The sequence below is a fragment of the Methanocella paludicola SANAE genome (genome assembly GCF_000011005.1).
GTDB lineage: Archaea > Halobacteriota > Methanocellia > Methanocellales > Methanocellaceae > Methanocella > Methanocella paludicola.
The window spans coordinates 1,765,943-1,787,718 of the sequence record NC_013665.1; the positions used below are offsets into that span (position 1 = coordinate 1,765,943).

Annotated in this window: 16 protein-coding genes and 1 tRNA gene; 9 read left to right on the plus strand and 8 right to left on the minus strand. The window is 43.3% G+C overall.

What is annotated here, in order from left to right; genetic code table 11:
- Positions 1 to 215: 215 nt before the first annotated feature.
- From MCP_RS08940 to MCP_RS08970, 7 genes are all read left to right on the plus strand, one after another.
- A complete protein-coding gene (locus MCP_RS08940) occupies positions 216 to 1,130 on the plus strand; it encodes a PAS domain S-box protein (protein ID WP_012900518.1) in 915 nt (304 codons plus the stop codon).
- Positions 1,131 to 1,203: 73 nt separating this feature from the next.
- The gene (locus MCP_RS08945; RefSeq protein WP_012900519.1) at positions 1,204 to 2,091 is read left to right on the plus strand and encodes a tetratricopeptide repeat protein; all 888 of its coding nucleotides are present in this window, start codon (positions 1,204 to 1,206) and stop codon (positions 2,089 to 2,091) included.
- A gap of 118 nt (positions 2,092 to 2,209) precedes the next feature.
- On the plus strand, positions 2,210 to 3,043 hold the full coding sequence (locus MCP_RS08950; protein ID WP_012900520.1) for a hypothetical protein: 834 nt from the start codon (positions 2,210 to 2,212) through the stop codon (positions 3,041 to 3,043).
- Between the two features lie 329 nt (positions 3,044 to 3,372).
- Entirely contained in the window at positions 3,373 to 6,189 is a 2,817-nt protein-coding gene (gene leuS / locus MCP_RS08955) for a leucine--tRNA ligase (protein ID WP_012900521.1), read from the plus strand.
- 89 nt (positions 6,190 to 6,278) lie between these two features.
- A tRNA-Ala gene (locus tag MCP_RS08960) sits at positions 6,279 to 6,350 on the plus strand.
- A 98-nt stretch (positions 6,351 to 6,448) separates the two neighbouring features.
- A complete protein-coding gene (locus tag MCP_RS08965; protein WP_158301476.1) occupies positions 6,449 to 7,378 on the plus strand; it encodes a tyrosine-type recombinase/integrase in 930 nt (309 codons plus the stop codon).
- A 166-nt stretch (positions 7,379 to 7,544) separates the two neighbouring features.
- Entirely contained in the window at positions 7,545 to 8,795 is a 1,251-nt protein-coding gene (locus MCP_RS08970; protein ID WP_012900523.1) for a hypothetical protein, read from the plus strand.
- On the opposite strand, the gene MCP_RS08975 is transcribed toward MCP_RS08970, so the two are convergent.
- Complete coding sequence (locus MCP_RS08975) at positions 8,796 to 9,107, minus strand: hypothetical protein (RefSeq protein WP_128567125.1); 312 nt, start codon at positions 9,105 to 9,107, stop codon at positions 8,796 to 8,798.
- 963 nt (positions 9,108 to 10,070) lie between these two features.
- Here MCP_RS08975 and MCP_RS08980 point away from each other — a divergent pair.
- Positions 10,071 to 12,425: an ankyrin repeat domain-containing protein gene (locus MCP_RS08980; protein WP_128567126.1), complete on the plus strand. Its 2,355-nt coding sequence runs from the start codon at positions 10,071 to 10,073 to the stop codon at positions 12,423 to 12,425.
- Positions 12,426 to 13,909: 1,484 nt separating this feature from the next.
- Here the strand turns inward: MCP_RS08980 and MCP_RS08985 are convergent.
- Both MCP_RS08985 and MCP_RS08990 read right to left on the minus strand, forming a co-directional pair.
- Positions 13,910 to 15,229: a DNA primase family protein gene (locus MCP_RS08985; protein ID WP_012900525.1), complete on the minus strand. Its 1,320-nt coding sequence runs from the start codon at positions 15,227 to 15,229 to the stop codon at positions 13,910 to 13,912.
- A complete protein-coding gene (locus tag MCP_RS08990; RefSeq protein WP_128860012.1) occupies positions 15,226 to 16,062 on the minus strand; it encodes a bifunctional DNA primase/polymerase in 837 nt (278 codons plus the stop codon). The genes MCP_RS08985 and MCP_RS08990 overlap by 4 nt, the downstream gene beginning before the upstream one ends.
- 795 nt (positions 16,063 to 16,857) lie before the next feature.
- Here MCP_RS08990 and MCP_RS08995 point away from each other — a divergent pair.
- Positions 16,858 to 18,039 (plus strand): type I restriction endonuclease, encoded by a 1,182-nt coding sequence (locus MCP_RS08995; RefSeq protein ID WP_012900527.1) that lies wholly within the window; start codon positions 16,858 to 16,860, stop codon positions 18,037 to 18,039.
- Between the two features lie 80 nt (positions 18,040 to 18,119).
- Here the strand turns inward: MCP_RS08995 and MCP_RS09000 are convergent, their stop codons facing one another.
- The 5 genes from MCP_RS09000 to MCP_RS09020 form a co-directional block, all read right to left on the minus strand.
- A complete protein-coding gene (locus MCP_RS09000) occupies positions 18,120 to 18,632 on the minus strand; it encodes a hypothetical protein (protein ID WP_012900528.1) in 513 nt (170 codons plus the stop codon).
- Between the two features lie 21 nt (positions 18,633 to 18,653).
- On the minus strand, positions 18,654 to 19,133 hold the full coding sequence (locus tag MCP_RS09005) for an HNH endonuclease (protein ID WP_012900529.1): 480 nt from the start codon (positions 19,131 to 19,133) through the stop codon (positions 18,654 to 18,656).
- A gap of 41 nt (positions 19,134 to 19,174) precedes the next feature.
- The gene (locus MCP_RS09010) at positions 19,175 to 19,705 is read right to left on the minus strand and encodes a hypothetical protein (RefSeq protein WP_128860013.1); all 531 of its coding nucleotides are present in this window, start codon (positions 19,703 to 19,705) and stop codon (positions 19,175 to 19,177) included.
- A gap of 248 nt (positions 19,706 to 19,953) precedes the next feature.
- Positions 19,954 to 21,129: a hypothetical protein gene (locus MCP_RS09015; RefSeq protein WP_012900531.1), complete on the minus strand. Its 1,176-nt coding sequence runs from the start codon at positions 21,127 to 21,129 to the stop codon at positions 19,954 to 19,956.
- Between the two features lie 267 nt (positions 21,130 to 21,396).
- Complete coding sequence (locus MCP_RS09020; protein WP_012900532.1) at positions 21,397 to 21,705, minus strand: cupredoxin domain-containing protein; 309 nt, start codon at positions 21,703 to 21,705, stop codon at positions 21,397 to 21,399.
- Positions 21,706 to 21,776 lie beyond the last annotated feature (71 nt).

Consider the following 21,776-nt stretch of genomic DNA (forward strand, 5'->3'; position numbering starts at 1 on the left):
TAATATGAATCGCCTCTATTTACCTGACTAAATATGGTGGGATTGATATGTGTGTGGCTCCCGGGGGTCTAATGGATACAATAGACCGAACTTTCGGACGTATATAGTTGTATATCTTCTGTATGGTATAATATATAGGTTTCGGTTAACAGTTATACATATGCAGTATAGATATTTATATACCAGTTCAACAAATACATTTTGGGGCATATAGCATGGATAGCCGGAGCATACCCGACCAGATCAAAGAAGCACTGAGAACTAATCCCAGAGGCATGACGGTAAGCGACGTTGCCCGGAGCATCGGCATGAACAGCCAGTCCACAGGGCGGCATCTCGACGTGCTTGCGGCGTCGGGACAGGTGGAGGTCAGGACATTCGGCCGGTCCAAAGTTTACTACTTATCACAGCGCGTACCCATCTTAGCCATGATCAACATGTCCCAGGACATGATCATCATGCTGGATAATGACCTCAGGATCACGAACGTCAATAGTAAGTTCTACGAATTCACAGGCGTTAAAAAAGAAGACGTGTTGAACAAAAATATAGGTGACAGGTCGTTCCCCATCCGGTTCAGCCCTGACATCGCGCCGCATGCAGCACAGGCGCTGGAAGGCAAGCATTTCCGCATCGACGCTCGCTACCAGCGCGATGGCAGAGGCCTCTATTTCCGGATCAAGTTCGTACCGATGCTCTACGATAACGGCAATAACGGCGTCACCATTATATTCGAGGATATCACCGAGCGTAAAAAGATAGAGGCAGAGCGCTCGTTCCTGGCCGCAATCGTCGAGTCCTCGAACGATGCCATCATCGGCAAGAGCCTGGACGGCACCATCACGAGCTGGAACAAGAGCGCCGAGCGTATCTACGGGTATACCGCGGCCGAGATGATCGGCCACGACCTGTCCGTCATCGTGCCGCCCGAGTTACTCGGCGAAGTGACCGGCATCCTTGAAAAAGTGAAAAACGGCGACCGTATCATGCACCACGAGACGGAGCGCATCCGGAAGGACGGAAAGAGGGTCACGGTCTCTCTTACGGTTTCGCCGATCATCGATAGCGATGGCAGCGTACTTGGCGCCTCAACGATAGCATATGAGGTCTCAGGGTATGATAGGCCGTGAATGGCGCGCTGGCCGTATCCAGCTACATATTTTTCGTCTTAGATTTATCGTTCCGTAGCGTATTGTTTTAGCTATGAGCTTGAAAGAGATGATGGAGGAGATCGAGCGGCAGCGCCGTCGGGGCAACTTCAAGGGCTCGGAGAACCTGCTCCGGCTCGAACAGAAGCGCGCCTTGCTCGAGGGCGACGACCCTTACTACCACTTTTTCGGCGGGCTGCTTCTCTATTATTTTAACTTCACAAAGGACGCTTACCTGAACCTTAATAATGCCCTGCTTACCGGCGACCACGACTCCTTCTACGTGGATAAGTACAAAGGCGTTATCTGCATGGATAATGGGAGGTATGACCGTGCGCTGGAGCTTTTTGATAAAGCCTTGCTTACTGCTCAAAAAGCTGCCGACAGTGACTGGATCGCCTCCATGCATAACGCCATTGGTAATGTGTATACGCGAATGGGCAAATTCGATAGGGCCCTGGAATCGTATTTTACCGCATTAAATACAGCTCAGGACACTAACAACAAGGAGTGGATGGAAACGAGCCTGTGTAACGTGGGCGTCGCCTGGAGTAACAAGGGCGACTACGAGGACTCCATCGAGTATTTCGAGGAATCTTACCGTATCGCCGGCGAGATCGGCGATGAGCGCGGCCAGCGCGTATGCCTGAATAACCTGGGCAGCGCTTACAATAACCTGGGTAAGCATAATGAGGCCCTGGATAAGTTCGAGGAGGCCCGGCGGCTGGCGCAAAAGATCGACGATAAGTATGGGCTGCGAGTGGTCTTTAATAATCTGGGCTTTACTTACCGGACGCTGGGTAAATTCAAGGAAGCCATGGAGTGCTATGAGCTGGCTTTGACCATCGCCCGGCAGATCGGCGATGACCAGGGTGCTGCAGTTGCCAAGTACTGGATCCTGGCCATTTATGATGAGCTTGAAAAGGCGGCTGCCGCGCATTAAGAAAAAATGTCTTTATCAATTCTTTTTCTTGAGCTTGATGCGTTTTGTCTATAATAAGGGTGTGAGAAAAAATTAATGATACGCCGGCACATATTACCTTAAAGAGGGGGCTATCGTCTTGCTGAACAGGCTAAAGGGCATCCTGGGCAGCTCTGAAAAGAAGGAAGAGCAGCCAGCCGAACTACCAGTAGTGCAGCCATTCATCGGCACGGACGTGGAGACGGCGCCTGCGCCCATCCATAAGCCCGTCCGCGTCAAGGCGGACATCGACCATGCTGGCCACATGCGGACGATCTCGCACAATGACGACGAGGCAAAAGCCCTCGAAGCCGAGGCGTTACGGGCCGCAAGAGAAAAGAAGACCGTTATGTACGGCGAAGACGCGGTATCCGCATACCTATCGAACCTTCCCTGCCTGAAGCTCATTACGATAACGAAGAACGGGGAAACGCTGTGCAGCTTTCCGTTCTTCAACGCCGGCAGGCCTGTTGACTTGCGAATTACCGAGATAACGGAATGCAGGAACGGCTACGAGGGACAGCTCGAGGCATACGTAAAGGGCTCGATCATCAACTTTTTCGACGCGGCATATTTCAAGAATAAGAACACCTATTTTCCGGGAAAGGAAGCCAGGGTGCTGTTAGCGGGCATAGCCTACGTTCTCTCATGCAAGAGAGCGGATAAGAAGGCCCGTGAATCGGCCGACTCCGACCTGGCCTTCCACTACGAGAACGGCGACGTCGACGACTACGTATTCCGGGGAAAGGTCAAGGACGTACGCGAGTGCCAGGTACTGGGACGGAAAGCCCAGATAATACTGGTAGATTTCCGCACAGGCGCCGACTCAGTGATCGACATGTACGTATGCGCCACGGAGAACGCCATAAGGGAAAAGGTCCATAAGGGCGACCACGTGAGCGGCATCATATGGCTACAGGGGTTCACCATATAAGCCACACAAAGACCTTATTTTAAGAATTCTCGAAGACGTTTTTCAGCCTCAAAGACCTCAAAGCTGGCCTGAAGTAACTCGAAGACTAATTTAAAAAAGATGGGGCATCAATTAAAATTATTTTTAAAATTCTTAGAGTCACTTCAGGCCAGCTTCGAGTCGCTTCGTGGCTGAAACCGCCTTCGAGCAGGCTTTTTACTTTTAGTGTGTCTTGATTAAAACCCTAAAGAGTATATATAAGAAGAAAAGCCTTATAGCTGTTGAAACACATAAGTCTGGAACAAGTTCAGAGACTGCGTTATAATCGTTTTATCACCGAGGGTGTCATCATGGATTTTAAGGCGATCGAAGAGAAGTGGCAAAAGCGTTACGAGGAAGCGAAGGCCTTCGAGCCGTCCGTCGAGCCGGGCAGGCCGAAGTACTTCATTACTTATCCGTATCCGTATATGAACGGGTATTTCCACATTGGCCGTGCCTTCAGCGGGCTGAGGGCCGAAGTGCTGGCCCGTTATAAATTAATGCAGGGCTACAACGTGCTCTTCCCGTTCGCGTTCCACTGCACGGGCACGCCCATCGTCGCGGCCGCCGAGAGGATCGCCGAAGGCGAGAAGAAGCAGATGGACATCCTCAAGAAGGCGGGCATACCCGAAGAGGAGATCCCGAAGTTTGCGGATCCCGTCTACTGGACGGAGTACTTCTCGAGGACCACGAAGGAGGACCTGAAGAAGGTCGGCGCGGCCATCGACTGGTCACGCTCCTTCCGCACGACCGCGCTCAACCCTCACTACGACCGCTTCATCAAGTGGCAGTTTAGAAAGCTCAAGGAAGGCGGCTATGTAGTCATGGGCGAGCACCCCGTCGTCTGGTGCCCCCGCTGTAAGTCGCCTGTCGGCGACCACGCCCGCCTCGAGGGCGAAGGCGTCACCCCCGAAGAGATCTTTCTCATAAAATTTAAACTGGGCGAGGCCATCCTGCCCTGCGGCACGTATCGCCCCGAGACGTCGTTCGGCGTCACCAACCTGTGGCTGAACCCGGAGGTCACCTACGTCCGGGCGAAGGTGAACGACGAGGAGTGGCTGGTCTCCGAGGAGACCGTGGAGAAGCTGGCCAACCAGAAGTACGTCGTCACCGTCATCGAGAAGGTTAAAGGAAAAGACCTCATTGGCAAGAAAGTCCTCAACCAGATCACTGGCCGTGAAGTGCCTATCCTGCCCGCCGTGTTCGTCGAGCCCGGCAGGGGCACAGGCGTTGTCATGTCAGTTCCGGCACACGCCCCATACGACTACGCCGCCCTTCGCGATATCGAAAGCAGCCCCGCGGATTTCGGCATCAGCCCCGACATCATCAAGGACATCCGGCTCATCCCGCTGATCACGATCGAAGGCTTCGGCAAGTTCCCGGCTAAGGAAATTATCGAGCAGATGAACATCAAGGACCAGAACGACCCGAGGCTCGAGGACGCGACCAAGGAGATCTACAAGAAAGAGTTCCACACGGGCGTCCTGAACGAGAATTGCGGCAAGTACGCTGGCAGCAAGGTCATGGAGGCCAAGCTGGAGCTGGAAAGCGACTTCGTCCACAGCGACATGGCCGCCATATTCTACGAGCTCCCGCAGCAGGTCGTCTGCCGGTGCCTCACGAAGTGCGTCGTCAAGATCGTCTCCGACCAGTGGTTCCTTAACTACAGCAACCCGATCTGGAAGGCGCAGGCGCACAAGGCGCTGGACGCCATGACGCTGTACCCGGAGAAGGTCCGCAAGCAGTTCGACTACGTGCTCGACTGGCTGAAGGACTGGGCCTGCACCAGGGAATACGGCCTGGGCACGGAGCTTCCCTGGGATAAGCGCTGGATGATCGAATCCCTGTCCGATTCGACCATATACATGTCATATTACACGATATCGAAGTTCCTGCAGGACCCCCACTACGGCATCAAGCCCGAGCAGCTGACCGATGAGTTTTTCGACTTCGTGCTGCTGGATAAGGGCACCGTCGAGGACGTTTCGAAGAAGACGGGCATCATGCAGGGTCTCATCATGAAGATGAAGCAGGAGTTCGAGTACTGGTACCCGTTCGACATGCGGTGTAGCGGCAAGGACCTCGTGCAGAACCACCTGTCCTTCTGTATTTTCAACCATACGGCCATCTTCCCGGAGAAGTACTGGCCTCAAGGCATGGGCGTCAACGGCTTCCTGCAGCTTGACGGCCAGAAGATGTCGTCGAGCAAGGGTAACATCTACACGCTCCGGCAGGTCACCGAAATGTACGGCGCCGACGCGACGAGGCTCACCCTCATGTACGGCGGCGAAGGCCTGGAGGACCCCAACTGGGATAGCGAGTTCGCCCGCACGGCCGGCCCGAAGCTGGCCCAGTGGTACGATTTCGCCCTGGAGAACTACGGCAGGGGCCGGGACGACGAGAAGTACATCGACCTCTGGCTGGAATCGGTCGCTACCAAGACCATCAAGCTCACCAAAGAGGCCATGGACACCATGGACTTCCGTACAGCCATCCAGCGCGGCTACTTTGACATGCAGCGCTATCTGCGCTGGTACATCCGCCGCTCCCCGGTGCCCAACAAGAGGATCATCTCCTGGTTCATCGACGTCCAGACCAGGATCCTGGCGCCCTTCACCCCGCACATGTGCGAGGAGATCTGGCAGCAGATCGGCGGCCAGGGCTTCATCGCAAAGACCCCGTACCCGACCTGGGACGAAAAGATGATCGCCAACGAGACCATCGAGCGCTCCGAGGACTTCATCCGAAAGGTCATTGAGGATGCCCAGGAGATCATCACCGTGGCAAACCTGACCGAGGCGAAGGAGGCGTACATTTACACGTCGGACGACTGGAAGTATAAGGCGCTCCAGATCGCGGCCGGGAAGAACATGGGCGATGCTATGAAGGCCGTGATGGCCGACGAGGATATGCGTAAGCACGGCAAGGAGGTCAGTCGCTATATCCAGAAGATCATAAGCGAGCGCCTGGTGCCGAGCGGAGTCGATGAGCCCGCTATACTGAAAGAGGCTCAGGAGTTCATCGCCGGCGAGATCGGCATGAAGGTCTCCGTGAACGCCGAGTTCGACCCGCAGAATAAGAAGAAGCACGCGATACCGGGCAGGCCTGCCATTTTCATTCAGTCGTGAGCCGGCCCTGCTTATTTTTCTTTTAAATCGCCCCAAACCGTTAGGTATATATGTCAGGAATCACTATGAAGTGCTGCGAATTTTTATTAGGGCACGTAGATCAGGGGTAGATCGCTTCCTTGGCATGGAAGAGGCCTCGGGTTCAATTCCCGACGTGTCCATTTTTCCAATAATTGCCTTGATGTACTCCGATTTTGGTAAAAGGCACGTTTTACAATTCTCCCGACGTGTAACCCGACGCATTCGGGAATGTGTCGATATGGAGAAATTAAGATTCAAGAAAGTAGAAAGGAATAATACGACTTTTAAACCCGCTGACGTGCTAACTACAATCGAGAAAGTAAAAGAATACATGCTTTACGAACGTCGATTAAGCCAATATAACACAAAACAGGCAGTAGCACTATTACGTAAGATTATTAATAATTATCGAGTCTTGAAGCCTTCTAGAGAATTAGGATATCGCATAGAGCACGATCTAGCAGATAAGGGCAGAAAGCCACGAACAATAAGGAATCATCTAACTGTGCTCGAATTATGGGCAGATGCATTTAAAATTAAAGACTCTGACGGAAAGCTGCTCAAATTTAAAATGCCGAAAATCGACAGTCACAGGATAGACAGCTTAACATCTGAAGAAGCAAGAGCATTACTCGACTATGGAGCTTTAACGCTACGTGATAACGCTATATTGTACTTGCTTGTTTATTGTGCTATCCGTCCTAAAGAATTAATAAACGCAGATGTTGAAGATGTCGATCTCATTGAACGTAAGTTCTATGTTAGGGCAAAATATGACGTAGATATCGAGAGTCCAGGTATTAAATCACACAGAGAAAGGGAAATACCGATAAGTCGTGAATGTGCAAAAGCTATTAGGACATATCTTGATGAAGGTAGGCCTAATTACCCTACAAAAGCGTTATTTTTCACAAATCTCGGCAATAGGATTGCAATAAGAACGCTTCAGGATATCGTCAGAGATGCGGCTAAAAGGGCAGGAATCAAGCGCAGGACATACCCATACTTATGCCGCCATAGTGGATGCACGTTAATGGTTGAGAGCAACATAAATTTGTTGTATATCAGTAAGATAATGGGCCATAGCACATTGGAACAGACTCGGGCTTATAGTCACCCTCAATGGAGGGCGATGAGAGAAGCGATAGATAAAAATTTCGTGATATAAAAGCTTTCAGCGAGTGTGTAAAAGCAAAATAAAAATTATTTAAATTTTATATTTTATCACCGCTTGGTATAACTAGACTTTTTTACAGATTTGTGAACCAGCTAATCTAGATAATGGATAACGTTAAAGTGTTTAAGCTTGTTTATTAGATACTATCGATTGAGCCATGACCGAAGAAGACTTACTTGATATTACACAATTTGGTAAAGTAATAAAAGAATACAAAGGCGTAGGTGATATAAATTGGATAGATGGGCAGTCTAACGAATGTACTTTAAAGTGTGGACAATTATTACGGGGAGATATCATTTGTAAATGCCTTGTAAGAGATTTAAGCGTAGGTGATGCCCTAATAAATTTAAAACCTATTATTAATATAACTGGAAAGACAGATTCGGGGGATGCTTTTACTTTAACTCATTGTAGAATTGCATTTTACAGCTTACCAGGACCATTTGATATAACTATATTATCGCAGGAATTAGCTATAGAAAAAAATATCGATATAAAAATAAATGAAATCAAGTTTTATCTTATTAATTGTTCATTTAATAAACCGATTTATTTAGAAATTGATAGTTATGATGTGTCAATTGAAAGTTTAAACGATCATAGAGAAAGAATGCATTATTTAAAAGTAACTTATGACGTTGCCATAACATCGATTCTAACATTTAAAACATCCGGTCACGAAAAAAGTAATACTGAAATTATAAATGAAGTAAGGGAGATTGCAACAAATATATGCTATTTACTCTCTTTTGCAGAAGGCCATAAAATTTCATGGCATTATTATGATGTTATCAATAAAAAAGGCGAATTGATTAGTAGTTACTTAAAAAAGACAAGAAAAATAACTCCATTTAATTCATGGTGGACAATATTCCCTGATTATGATATCGATTCATTTTTAAGCCAATGCTATAATAATTTTATAAATCACAAACAGGTATATAATATTTTTGAAGTTCTAGATCAATTCTTAAATTCTATATCAGAAACGAACTTTTTAGAGCTGAGAGGGCTTGGACTAGTGGCATTATTAGACCATGTGACAAAGTTAAAATACCCTAAATTGACCGATTTACCGAGTAAATTAGAAAATTTAGCCACTCATCTGAAGCTGGATATAACTCGAGATGAATTTGATGAATTTAACGATATAAGAAATAATCTTGCCCATAAGTCTCGTTTCTTTGACCTGCATGAGCCTACAAGAATCAAAGATGGGAAAGTGGTTAGAATAAATGAAAGGACAATATTACAACAATATTATTTTGTATTGTCCGTAACACAACGGATACTGTTAGGGATATTAGGATATGAAGGATATTATTTTGACAGAAGATATTTTATTCCAAATACTTGGACAAGTGAAAATGTTAGTGGAAGGGTTCGAATGGCATATAAAAAATAATTATTTGTTCAAAGGTTTGAAAATTTGGACAATCTCGCCTATCTCATCCTTCCTTTCTAATTCTTCGCGGTATAATTTTTCTCGCTCGGCTGATGCATCCTTTTCCACCTGTTCCACACGGTTTACATATCCGAATCGGTCATATGAATGAATAGCGTTCATCTTGATATTACGTCTATTATTAATTTCAGCTTCGCATTTTTCTAGTAACCGTCTTCTGTAGTGCCATCGCAATGAATAAAGAATGATTACAGTCAGACCAAAAATTACGCTGACAACAAGTCCCGCTATAACAATTGAATCCACAGCCATGAATGAAAATAATTTCGTTTAAGAATAAAAGCTTACTGTAATTTATGGTTTTGTAATGTCGGAATTTTTTAACGGCAAGCAAATATTTAAGTCAAGATATTTTATATTGTTGGTTGGGGCAATATCGCTTGAGCTTAGTAGCAGACTTCGAATTCATCAAGACCGTTCTAATAGTTGCTATATATACCGTGTATTTAATAGCGTACGCTGTGTGGGCGTTATTCAAGTGGAAGCTGATCATAGCCGTAGCAATACCTGTGGCGGGATTGATTTATAAGTATCTGATAAGCCGCCCGCATATACGGAGTCGGTATTAATGACTGACTTTATCGCTAGTAAAATTTCGGCATTATTCACGGTCATCATAACATTCGCATTCGGTCATCATAACATTCGCATTCTCCGCATTAGTGAGTGTCATAGGCGAGTTAAGATTTCACGTAATATCGAACATTATTAGCTTTATAGGATCAATATTCGGTTGGGATGTATCGCCCATCCTAAACTCGCTATCGCTAATCTCACAAATCGCATCGATTATAGGGGATTTAGCTTATATCGGTGTCTTTTTAATCATTATTGGGATTTTGATTTCTATCGTTCTTGCCCCGTTTACATTTTTCATGGGGTTACTTAAAAACATAAAGTAGCATGGCTGATTGCACCTACTTATATAACCTGCCACACCTGCAAGTACGAGTTCTCCGGATACTGCAACTTCCGGGTATTCATGGGCTTGGGAGACCGGATAAAAGTCAACCTGTGGCTAATCATGACCTACGAAGACTGCAACTGTTACCAACCATATGATAGCCTCCAACTCGATATCATTAAATGAAAGAATAAGAGTAGAAATTAGGGTAATAAATTTGTTTTAAGTTATCACTTACCCCGTTATGAACTGGTATACCGTATTATAATAAGATAGATATATCAGTAAATCAACAATAATTTTCTAGGTAAGTGGTTGCTGTGTTTGGTCTAGGAAAGCCTGATGTTAATAAATTGGAGTCGAGAAGGGATATAAACGGGTTAGTCAAAGCTTTAGATTATAAAAATGATACGATTGTTCGACAAAATGCCATTAAAGCTTTAGCTAAAATAGGCGGCGACAGTGTAGTTGGATCAATTCTAACAGCGTTCAATGATAGGGATGCCCAGGTTCGCTGTGAGGCTGCCCGGGCGTTTAAAACGATAAGGAATTCTCGTGCGATTGACCCTTTAAAAAAATTACTTCGTGACGAAGAACCGAGTGTCAGGGCTTGTGCGGCTGAAACCCTTAAAAGTATGAATTGGATTCCCGGTAATGATGAATTATCAGCCCGTTTTTATATCGTTATATCCGACTGGGATAAATGCGCCGATCTAGGGGCAATTGCAGTTGATCCCCTCATGTCCGTACTTAATAACTTGGATAAAGATGACCTTCGTCGGGTCAATATAATTAAGGCTCTCGGAAAAACTGGTAACGCCTATGCTATAGAGTCGGTTATTAAAGACCCGAAAAATTTTGATTATCTGGAAAAGGTTGCGAAGGCAATATTAAATGAACCTAATCCAAGATATATTGAATTCTTAATTAAGTTGGTCGCCGAAGGGAACAAATCTGGATTGGCGTCAATTTCTATTGCTGCCGATTATGCGGCAAAGGCCCTGGGAAAAATCCATGATAAACGTGTCGTGCAGCTTTTAATAAATTACTTGGCAACTGATATTTATTTATCAAGGGCAACAAATGTTGTCAGAGCATTGGCCGAGATTGGGGACCCATCGGCTATCGAGCCCCTGGTGAACTTATTGGAACCTAAACGTTCAAGAAATTCGAATTCCGATCGGGATTTTCATGTGGGCGTTGCCTCGGCGCTTGAAAAGTTGCAATGGCAGCCTGGGAAAGATAGAAGCGGGGCTTATTATTGGGTGTGGAAAAAAAATTGGGCCAAGTGTGTTGAGATTGGTTCACCGGCGGTTGAGCCATTATTAGCAGATTGCTCGACTCATTGGGAAGCGATTGAAGCATTGGGGCTAATAGGAGATAAAAGAGCAGTAATACCTTTGACTGGTGCTTTTGAAAATATTGGTTTAGGCGGCTGGGAAGGCGCAAAACTATGGTATGACGTATCTGCGAATGCTCTTGCTAGGATAGGTGACACCAGAGCGATAGAACCTTTATTTAAACTATATACCGGTAGATACTGGCGGGCAAAAACAGTTGGTGAAGCTATTGCAATTTTAATTAAAAAGGATCCACAGCCCCTAATCCGATATATGAACGTCAACGATAGATCTATAAGCGGAGATGCAGAAAAACTGCTTAGGATGGCTGGATACTCTGGTGTTCTTAATGCTTCAACACAGGCGTTAAATAATGGTGGTAGCAACGTAATAGAGCCAGCATCAGAAACTAATCATAAGATAACGGCTGGTAATACGCCAAAACTTGATAAAACGGTCACTAAATCAAATGAAAATACGACGATGTATGAATACAATGACGATAAACATTTACCGATAAAAGCAAGCTCAGGACTTGAGCCTCAAGGCATGAAAGGATCCGCGTTAATAGATGCGGTAAGAGCAAAAAATTGTGACAGTCTTAGAGAATTATTGATTTCAGGAACTAACCCTAATACTTTTGATGAGGATGGTTTTACAGCTCTGATATTAGCAGTATATACTGGAAAAACATGTATCATCGAGTTACTCATCAAAGCAGGCGCAAACCCTAACCTTACCGATAAAAATAATAATGCTACTTTGCATCACGCCGTAAGTCTTGGGCATAAGGATATCGTAGAGTTGCTCATCAAAGCAGGCGCAAACCCTAACCTTACCGATAAAAATAGCTTTATGGCTTTGTCTCGAGCGGCAAACCTTGGGCATAAGGATATCGTAGAATTACTCATCAAAGCAGGCTCAAACCTTGATATTAAGGACATTAATGGCAGAACTGCTTTGATCTACGCGGTAAGAAACAGGCATAAGGATATCGTAGAATTACTCATCAAAGCAGGCTCAAACCTTGATATTAAGGATATAACAGGCTGTACAGCTCTGATCTACGCAGCAAGCCTCGGACATAAGGATATCGTAGAATTACTCATCAAATCGAACGCGAACTTAGATATTCAGGATATCCCTGGCAGTACAGCTCTGATCTACGCAGCAAGCCTCGGACATAAGGATATCGTAGAATTACTCATCAAAGCAAAAGCGAATCCTAACCTGATAGATAAAACAGGAATGAATGCTTTGGCATATAGTGAAGCTAGCGGGTATAAAGATATCGCACTCATTATAGAAAACGCATCAAAATTCTAAAATGGCTCGACCATTATGTACCAACTCTATAATGAGCTAATATCAATGATAGCTCATTGTAATTCTTGTATACCAGAATAAAATGCGCTTTGTTGCATGGGCGCCAAACATGGCCAAATCTGAGGTGCTATTTCCCGAATATGGCATATATTATAACTGATCCTATCATTGCACACTCGCCGAGTTGTATTAATTGTCCTGCAAGTGACATATCATTGGTAACAAATGCCGAACTTGCTAAGGTCGCCAATCCGCCGAATAGCAAAAAAAGACATAATATAGTTACTTTTGTATTTTTAGCCAATACCATTTGATACACCCTTTATCAGAAGAACCGGATTAATCGCTTAGATAATAAATATTTACTATAAGCTAAGTCTACTTCCACAAATACTTATTTGCAGCAACGTGTAGAAATGGCCAAATCTGAGGTGCTATACTCTATCCCCATAATATCATGGGGCCGTCTAAATTTGAACATGGAAATTAAAATTGGGACAAAATATACGTCCGATTACTCATAGTCAAAAATTTCCTATCCCCCAAGGCAAAAACTTCGGGACTTAAATTTGGCGTTATTTAGCATCCATTTACAATTCACAGTATATTATAAAAATATTTTAGAGTATTTACCATTAATTTGGTTACGCTGTGTCGATAAATATTTATTTATCGGCAAATAGGCTATTCAAGGCATTATTAGTGTCAATTTATGATAAAAGACATATATAAGCCATATTAATTAAAATGTAGGCATGGGGTTTAGGGTTATATATTGCTGAAGCAAAATATGCCCCATGCCTACAAATCGAGCAATAAGCACTTATAATTATATAAGCGTTTATCTGTCGTGGTTATGCGGCCAGGTTATATGGTAGGCGAGCGAAATTATGGTTGTTGGAATACCCTATAGCCTATATTTAATATTAGTTGGCCAACGTATGAACTAATATTTAGACGTATGCTTTGTTCTCGATCACATAAACATAAATTGATTTATCATAAAAAGTATCAAATTTTGACTTCTAAATATCAGCAATTTTCGAGAGGGAAATAAGAACGCACTTTCAGAGAGAAATTTTTGTCCTTTTGTAGATACTTGGTAGTCACTTAGTAGACATATCTTAGAAAATATGAAAGGCATGCGTCATCATTTTAGACACTTTAGACACTTTCTTCCGAAAAAAGTTTTTTATTTTTATTATATCATTATTTTGTAAATTTAAAAGTTTTTTTAAAAAGAAGTGTCTAAAGTGTCTACAAAAATAGAAAAATTACTGACGTTCATCGAAAAAATTGTAGACACTTCTAAAAAAAAGTGTCTAACGAGTGTCTACAAGTGTCTACCATTTTCACTTATGGTTGGTACTCGGTACACTCACCCTAACGCCTTTCCAGTACCGAGTATCCTTACGTTCCTGCGGAAAACCCATTCCTTTTAACTTGCTGGATAGTTCCCGCTGTGTTATATTATTGCTGTAATCTCACTCGTTCATACAGAACTTTTTAAATTCCAGGTACATTACAGCATTATCCATAGTGCTTTTCTCATCCCTGAAAATGCAGGTATTAACGAATGCAGCGACCATATCAGCTTCGTTCCAAACGTCCTCTGTTGCATCTGCTACAGCCTCGACCATATTTTTAGGGTTAGCCTCGCCATCGCAGGACATGTAACCTTCAATAAGCCGGTTCAGAATTCCGCTAATTTCTTTTAGGAGCTTATCCTTTAACTCCACATCATCATTTTCATCATCGATGTTGAGGTTGAATGGTATTACCCTTATTCTTCGGGACATTGCAAGACTCTTGTTCATCTTGGGAGTGGTATTCGTTAAAATTATCAGTGTCCCGCATGGCTTGAACATGAAAGGATCACAGTATTTCCGCTCAGCGGGAATCATATCTCCACCAGCATATTGCTTAATCAATGCCTCGTTGAATGCGCTACCGTCAGCCGGTTCATTAACGAATATGATACGCTTTTCTATGGTGTCGTATAGATCGAACCGTCCCTCTCCCTCATGTTTTTTGGAGAACACCTTACCTGGCTTTTCAATAGCGTAACCGTCAAGGATATGCTCTATGACATCCCTTAGAACGCCTTTGCCGTTCCGTCCCGCTCCCTTGAATATAAATGCTAACTGCTTATCCGTCCGGCCACTTATGCAGTAACCGAGTGATGTGAGCAAATATTTTTTCAAGTCGGCATCCTCGCAAGTTATTTCATTAAGGAATTTATCGAATAAGGGGCAGATAGCCTCTGGATCGTATTTCACATTATAGATATGAGTGAAATACATCTCTTTCGTTTGCTCATGGTGTATTAGTGTCCCTTTATCCAGGTCGAGGACGCCATTTAAACAGTTTATCATACGGCTGTTCTTGTCTAGATCATTCTTTTTAATGAATAGTCCTGTTGCCTCAGATTTAAGCTGTATGATTATACCGTTTTGCCTGTTAGTATTTTCCAGGCTATTCGTATATTTAAATGCAGCATTCCTCGCTTTTTCGTCCTTGATGTGTTCCGTTCGTGCTTGGAATTCAGGGGCCATTAACGAGATAAGCCTGCGCACATTTGTATTGCGGTCATCCAATTCCCAGTAACGCCCGTTCCAGACTAAAAATCGATCATCTTCTACAACATACTTTACATCTTTATTATAGAAAAAGTCGAACCAGTGGGCCATACAAGCCTCTGTATATTTCAACTCGACCGCTGGAGGATTGCCAGCCTCATTCTTAAAGGCTGACGTAAGCGTTTGTAACGACTCCTTATCAAGATATGGGTGATCAGCAATCATTGGTTAACGCCTTCCTGGTATTTCAGCATCCATATAGCCGCTTGTTCATAGGTAAGCCTCATATCACGAAGTTGACAAGCGAAAACGTACCCAGAATTATTCCTACCGATGTATTTTGCTCTCCGTATAGCCTGACGTAGAAAGTCATTTATTATCCGGTTCATTTGCTTACTCGGTATTCTGGATAATTCAACACGAACGCCTATACACTCTTTTTTCGGTGGTCTGGCAAGCACTTCCAGCAGTTCTGGCAGATCTTCAGGTCTGGTGTTTAAAAGTGTCTTTTCACTAGTGAACGTATAGCCGCCTTTCTCGGTTACAGTGGGGTAGCAGTATGCTAAATTACGTCCTGCCGTGACTTCTATGCTTATACCATCAATCTGAACTGTATATTTGCCGCCTTTTATTCCTTTGAAGTATACGTGTCTGCCGTCACCCTGCGTTTTTTCAATGATACAGCCCTTGAATGTTCCGACTTGCTCAAGTTTATGGTATACTGTCATACCATTAGGTTCCGCTGTATGTGCATCAAAATCGACATAACATACTATATCTTCGCAGAGGATGGCACAGTTGGCATTAGCTGGTTGCCCTTTCCATACTTCATCGAAGTCATAATCTTCCTTATGGACTGTTGACCAGTAGTAATATGTTTGCTTTTTATTGGATATCGCTGGTATGGTGAGGTATCCATTATCATTTATAGTCCTGATATCTGGATTTATGGCCATTTTATGCACCCTGGACCTAACAGTAATTCCCGTCAGCATTGACGGACAGATGGCCATTGCAGAGCATGTACCAAAGGGTAGCCTTGAGCTTTCGTTCGTCACACGGACTCATACTGTAAATAATCTTGGACTCGTTCACGGGTTGAAGCACATTAAAGACTCCAATGAGCTGCTTGTTGAATGTCAAATTTAAGTATAGGCCATACTGCTTCATGTTTAAGCCCTACGCTGTTTAGGATATGGCCGACTTCCTAAAGTAACAATAGTGTGCCATACGTCTATTTTCAAATTGATATAATCACATTCGGCCAATAAGCGAAGGCGTCTCAAGGTTTTTGTACGTTGACTTACTGTAAAGGCCTCTCCCCATACTCCCCTGATAAGATCGATAGCTCTTAATTCTCGATTTTGCGCTTTGACATAGGCGATTATCATGGAGTCGATGCTATCATATTTCAATTTTTTTGGACTTGTTTCTATCATAGTGGTTGCCTTCAAATTTTTTAGAAAAGTCGGTTAGGGCAACCCGATAGCAAGTGTTATATATGAACGAGCGGATAAATGTCTTTTGTAAGTATTAAACGCTCGCTCCAACTTGCTTAACTTGCGAGGTCATGTCAGGTTGGAGCCTGCCGACTTATCCCTTAATTATATATTAGTTCGACCTTATTTAAATACTCGATATATCGGCAACATAAACATGTGGTTGCAGTTATACACTTTCGTATCATTACGAATGTTATATAAAATATAAAAAAAATTCGTAAGAATAATATTAACAGAATATTGCATATTAAACGCTACTTATACAATAGCTATTTAGTTATTGAAGTAAATATTATGGGATTAAATTTTAACATATAGATAAGTCATCGATATATTATTGGGGTATAGAGAATGGGATTTAAGGAAGAACTACAGAAGCTTTCTATTCAAATAAACGAACGCAAAGCACACATTGTAAATGAAGAAATGACAAAGCAGGCATTAATTATACCTTTTATTCAAGTTTTAGGATATGATGTCTTTAACCCTCTTGAAGTAAAGCCAGAATTTATTGCCGATTTTGGCATGAAGAAAGGCGAAAAGGTAGATTATGCAGTTTATAAAGGTACTGAGCCTATAATGTTTATAGAAGCGAAATCTGCCGACGCAAATTTAGTTAATCATGATGCGCAGCTTTCGAGGTATTTCAATGCAGTATCCAACGTTAAATTAGGTATTATCACCAATGGTCTTGAATATCGATTTTTCACTGATCTAAAGACTCCCAATGTCATGGACGAAAGCCCATTCTTAGTAATTAACATTTCTAACTTGAAGGATAGCGATATCGAAATACTTGCAAGGTTTAAGAAAGACACCTATGCGAAAGATAATCTCTCTGAGTTTGCCGAAGAACTTGTGTATACTTCAGCTATTAATGATACATTGAAATATCAGTTCAAGACTCCGACTGATGAATTTGTAAAATATTTGCTTAAAGAAGTTGGCGTTACGCGTGTTATGGCAAAGGACATAGAGCGTTTCCGTCCAATCGTCAAGAAGGGTATCTCAAATGCTATTTTAGATATCGTAAGTCAAGGCCTTTTACAACAGGAGATTAATAAAGCGGAACCCGAGCAAGAAAAAGTTGACGTAGGCAAAGATCAAAAATCTCAGCCTGTGAAAACGACCGAGCTTAAGGCTGATGACATATCTAAACTGCAACCTGTTACAACAGAAGAAGAGTTGAAAGCCTTTAATATCGTAAAAAATATCCTTATAAATGCTGGTAGGGATACAAAGGATCTCACATATAAAGACACTGTAAGTTATTTCTCAATAAATAATCAAAATATACTAAAATGGTTTATGAGGATTAATCTGGATGCCGTTAGTAAGAATGTTGTTATAAGACTCGATCAACAAACTACTGAAAGCCTTATTAGCGGTTTAACGATTGAGCCAGCTCCAAAAGCTTTAGGAGAAACAAGAATCTTCATAACAAGTGCTGAAGACCTGAAAAAGTTTGATAAGCTTGTTCCGATCTGCTTCGACATGGTGAACAAGAAAGATACCTTACTCTCACAGACATAAAATAATAAAAACTATTTTTATATTTTAAAGCGATATTAGTGTAATATCGCACATGGCTAGCCAGGTTTTATCAAACACCCTCATTCGGTAGCATCTTCATCCATGTAGCCGTCATCCTCATCTTCCATATCCTCGATACTCTCAAGATATCGACTGTATGGCGAAGGAACACATTTTGAGCATTGCTTACGATTCTCAGTCATGTATCCGTCGCATGTCGGACACTTTTTCAATCCTTTATGGATTGCATAGTGATATCGATTGCAGAGTACAATGACGTCATTAAATGCAAGATAAGATTTCTTCGCTGATTCGAGGATTTCGCCATGATGCTCATCACAAAAAGCCTTGAATATCTCTTTTTCCTCTTTCGTGTGGCGAACGGAATTATATTCATGGCCCGTTGATACCCATAATGATAGTGTCCAAAGTCTTATTGACCGCTTCATTGACGTTTTGTGATGGACCACCAATTTAGTTGTACTGCCGCACCATTCACATTTTTCTGCTTTCTCAATTATAGCCTTTGATTTATCTCTAAATTCATCAGATTTGTGAATATCGGCTAAATATTTCATACCTTTCGTTAACATTACGCACGACCTCATATAGTATTAGAACAACCCGAAGCCACCCTTAGGCTTTTTGCCCTTCGGTATTCCGAGATCGAGAGAAAATGGATCATATGCTTTATTCTTCGATTTTTTAGCCTTCGGAAGCCCAAGATCGATATCGAATGGATTAGGCGATTTGGTCTTAGGTGCTTTAACCGTAGGTAGTTCGAGGTCGAAAGGATTATAAGCATCTTTCTTAGACTTTTTCGGCTTTTTCTCAATGTCATCGACGGTTTCCTTTATATGGATTTCAGAGTGACAATTGGCACAGACAGCTATACCATTCTTAACATTTGTTTCGCCGTTTTTCGACCATGCCTTTTTATGATGATAATGAGTGGATGATAACTTCAACTTTTTACCACATCTCGCACAATAGCCATCCTGTCTATCGAATATCAACTTCTGCTGTGATTTTGTAAAAGAACGCTTACTATCTCGCTTATCTTCATTGTCGTCATAAGGGTTAAAATTGTACATTTAAGCTTCTCCCATATTGTAATAAAAAAATTATTTGATACTCAATATTCCATCAAGCCAGATTCAACAAACTTCCTCAATATTGTTTCGCTTTTTGGAAAATCCATGCCATCTATCTTTTTACTCCAATGTCGAGTAAACGAAAGTTCGCTTGGATCGGTTGTAGTACCTATCCTGTGTTCGCTGACTTCTGATGTTCCATCACTGAAGAATATTTCAGATTTTATTTCATAAATTGGCATTGGCGAAATCCGTATTTCTTCAGGTATCTCAGTCATTGATAACTTCTTAAAAATGCCGTTAATAGTTTCCTCGATAATATGGCAATCTCCATCTATTGTCACAGTAGCAAATTTATCACTATCCCTATCTTGAGGGAAATTACCGATAGGTCCAATTATAGCAATTTTAGACTTTACTTTCTTTCCTTTTACTTTTGCTTGTTTGAATTTACCTATTCCAGATTTCGGATCATGTTCAATTACTAACTGTGGCTCCCCGTCAAGGTAAATAGTATCGTCACCGCCAGGGTGTATTTTTTTAATTTCTAGTACAACTTTAATTTGAGCCATAATGAAAATAAATATTAACACTAAAGCATAAAGCTATCGGTTATATAACAACTATTATTATCACGATAACTATAAGCCGTAGCAATCTTCATATCATTAATCTGAATGCGTCGGGTTTTGTAACCCGAACGTGCTCTGAAATAAACCAAAATTAGAACAAAATAAGAATAAATTTGGATGATTCCTTGGTATGGAAGAGGCCTCGGGTTCAATTCCCGAAGTGTCCACTTAGCATTTTTCAAAAATTTTTATGACCAGTAAGTGGTTATGGTCTCAACAGTGCCCCCGGGGTTAAACGTTATCCACTTGATCTCTTCACTATTGAGAATTTCCAGCCTTTGTTTCTCCAGGTTTGCGTATTGCTGGTTAAGCGTGCTTCTCCTCGAATCAAGCACATTACCGCCGGTCGGAGCTCCGGGTATTTTTGCGATGTTCGTATCATACCAGCTCTTATATTCTTCATAAGTCATTTTGTCGTTCTTGTATAACTGGTATTGTCTTTCGTTCTCGGCGTTGAAGGAAGTGACGGCGCTATTGTGTTTGGCCATCTGGTCATTGTAGCTGTCGTAGTCGGCCTGTAATTTCAGGAAACTTACCGAATATGCATCGACAGCCTCGAGATACTGGTTCACTTTATCCTTGAACGCCTCAATACGTTCCATACGGTCGGCGTAGAAGGCGTAATTCAGGTTACCGTTTGTCTGGTTATCCGGCAGCTCTCCCAGGTGCTCTCCGACTTGCAGGTACACGTTATTGTCCGTGGCTAAATAGCCGTCATCTATGCAGGTCTGGTTGATGCCCGTACAGTCGATGAATACGATCCCCCTGTCGGTCGTCTGGAAAGCATTGAAGGCGTGGCCGGGGATGGCCTCTTCAAATGTAACTGAGACCATGGCGCATTTAATCCCTTTCGCCTGCGCATTGTTAAATAGGTCAGCGGAGAAGTCGACGCACGTATAGCCCGGCAGGACGTACAGGCTGTCCTCGGTATCGTCTTCATTTAGGAATTGCATAAGCGCATTATAGCTTACCGGCGTTGAATTACGATACGTCGTGATGTTCAGGTACCGGTCATTATAGTCTGTCCAGGGTGTCGGCGTAGTCCAGTGGTCCCGGAGCAACCGGATCTCGCCGAACGGCACAGTATAATCCTCCTGGGACACATTCATGGCGGTCGGGTCCACGTAGACCGGGCCTTTATCGGTAGTAAGGAAAGAGACGATGGCGTTCAAGGGCACTTCGTTAACGATACCGCTCCCGATAATGGTGCAATTAATGCCGCTCGCTTCGGCCTTATCGTGCAGCAATGCAGCGTACTCCACGGGCTTATAGTCGGGGTCGGCATATACCAGGTACTCGATGTCGTTAGCGGCGAGGAAGATAGTCAGGTTCTCGTACGTGACGTCCGTGGCATTACGATACATGGTAACGGCCTGGTACTGGCCGGTGCTGTTTTTATAGGGGAGCTGCTCTGTCCAGACGGGCGGGAACAGAATACCATAAGTAACAACGCCGCCAATGCCTAAAATTAAAATAATGACAATAGCCGAGATGATAAGAAGTATATTTTTCTTTATGCTAACGTCCCCGGAACAGCTAAAATTACTTTTATGTTTTAGTAACGATCGATGATAAAAATATCCTTTGGTGTACTGTTAAAAAAAGTATAAGCGTTAAATAAAATTACCCTATTACTTGACGATCACCTTGCCCTTCATGTAGGGATGAACACCGCACTCATAGTTGAAAGTGCCCGCCTGGTCGAACTTCTTAGAGTACTGTCCCCCGTTCTTCAATATTCCAGACTCGGAGTCCGCAAATTTCACGGTATGGCTCGCCGGGCCCGGGTGAGTCCATGTGATCGTATCCCCCTTATTGACCGTGATCGTGTCCGGCTGGAACTTAAAGTCCTTAATTAAAACCTGCGCCGTGCTTGCCTGTGCGGCACCCGAGAAAAAGACGAGGACCGCCACGAGTACGATAACCCCTGCCAGCTTCATAAAACCACCAACGGGACTCTGGGTGGCCAGAAGATAAAATTATGCGCGGGATGGGACGGTCCTTTGGCCGG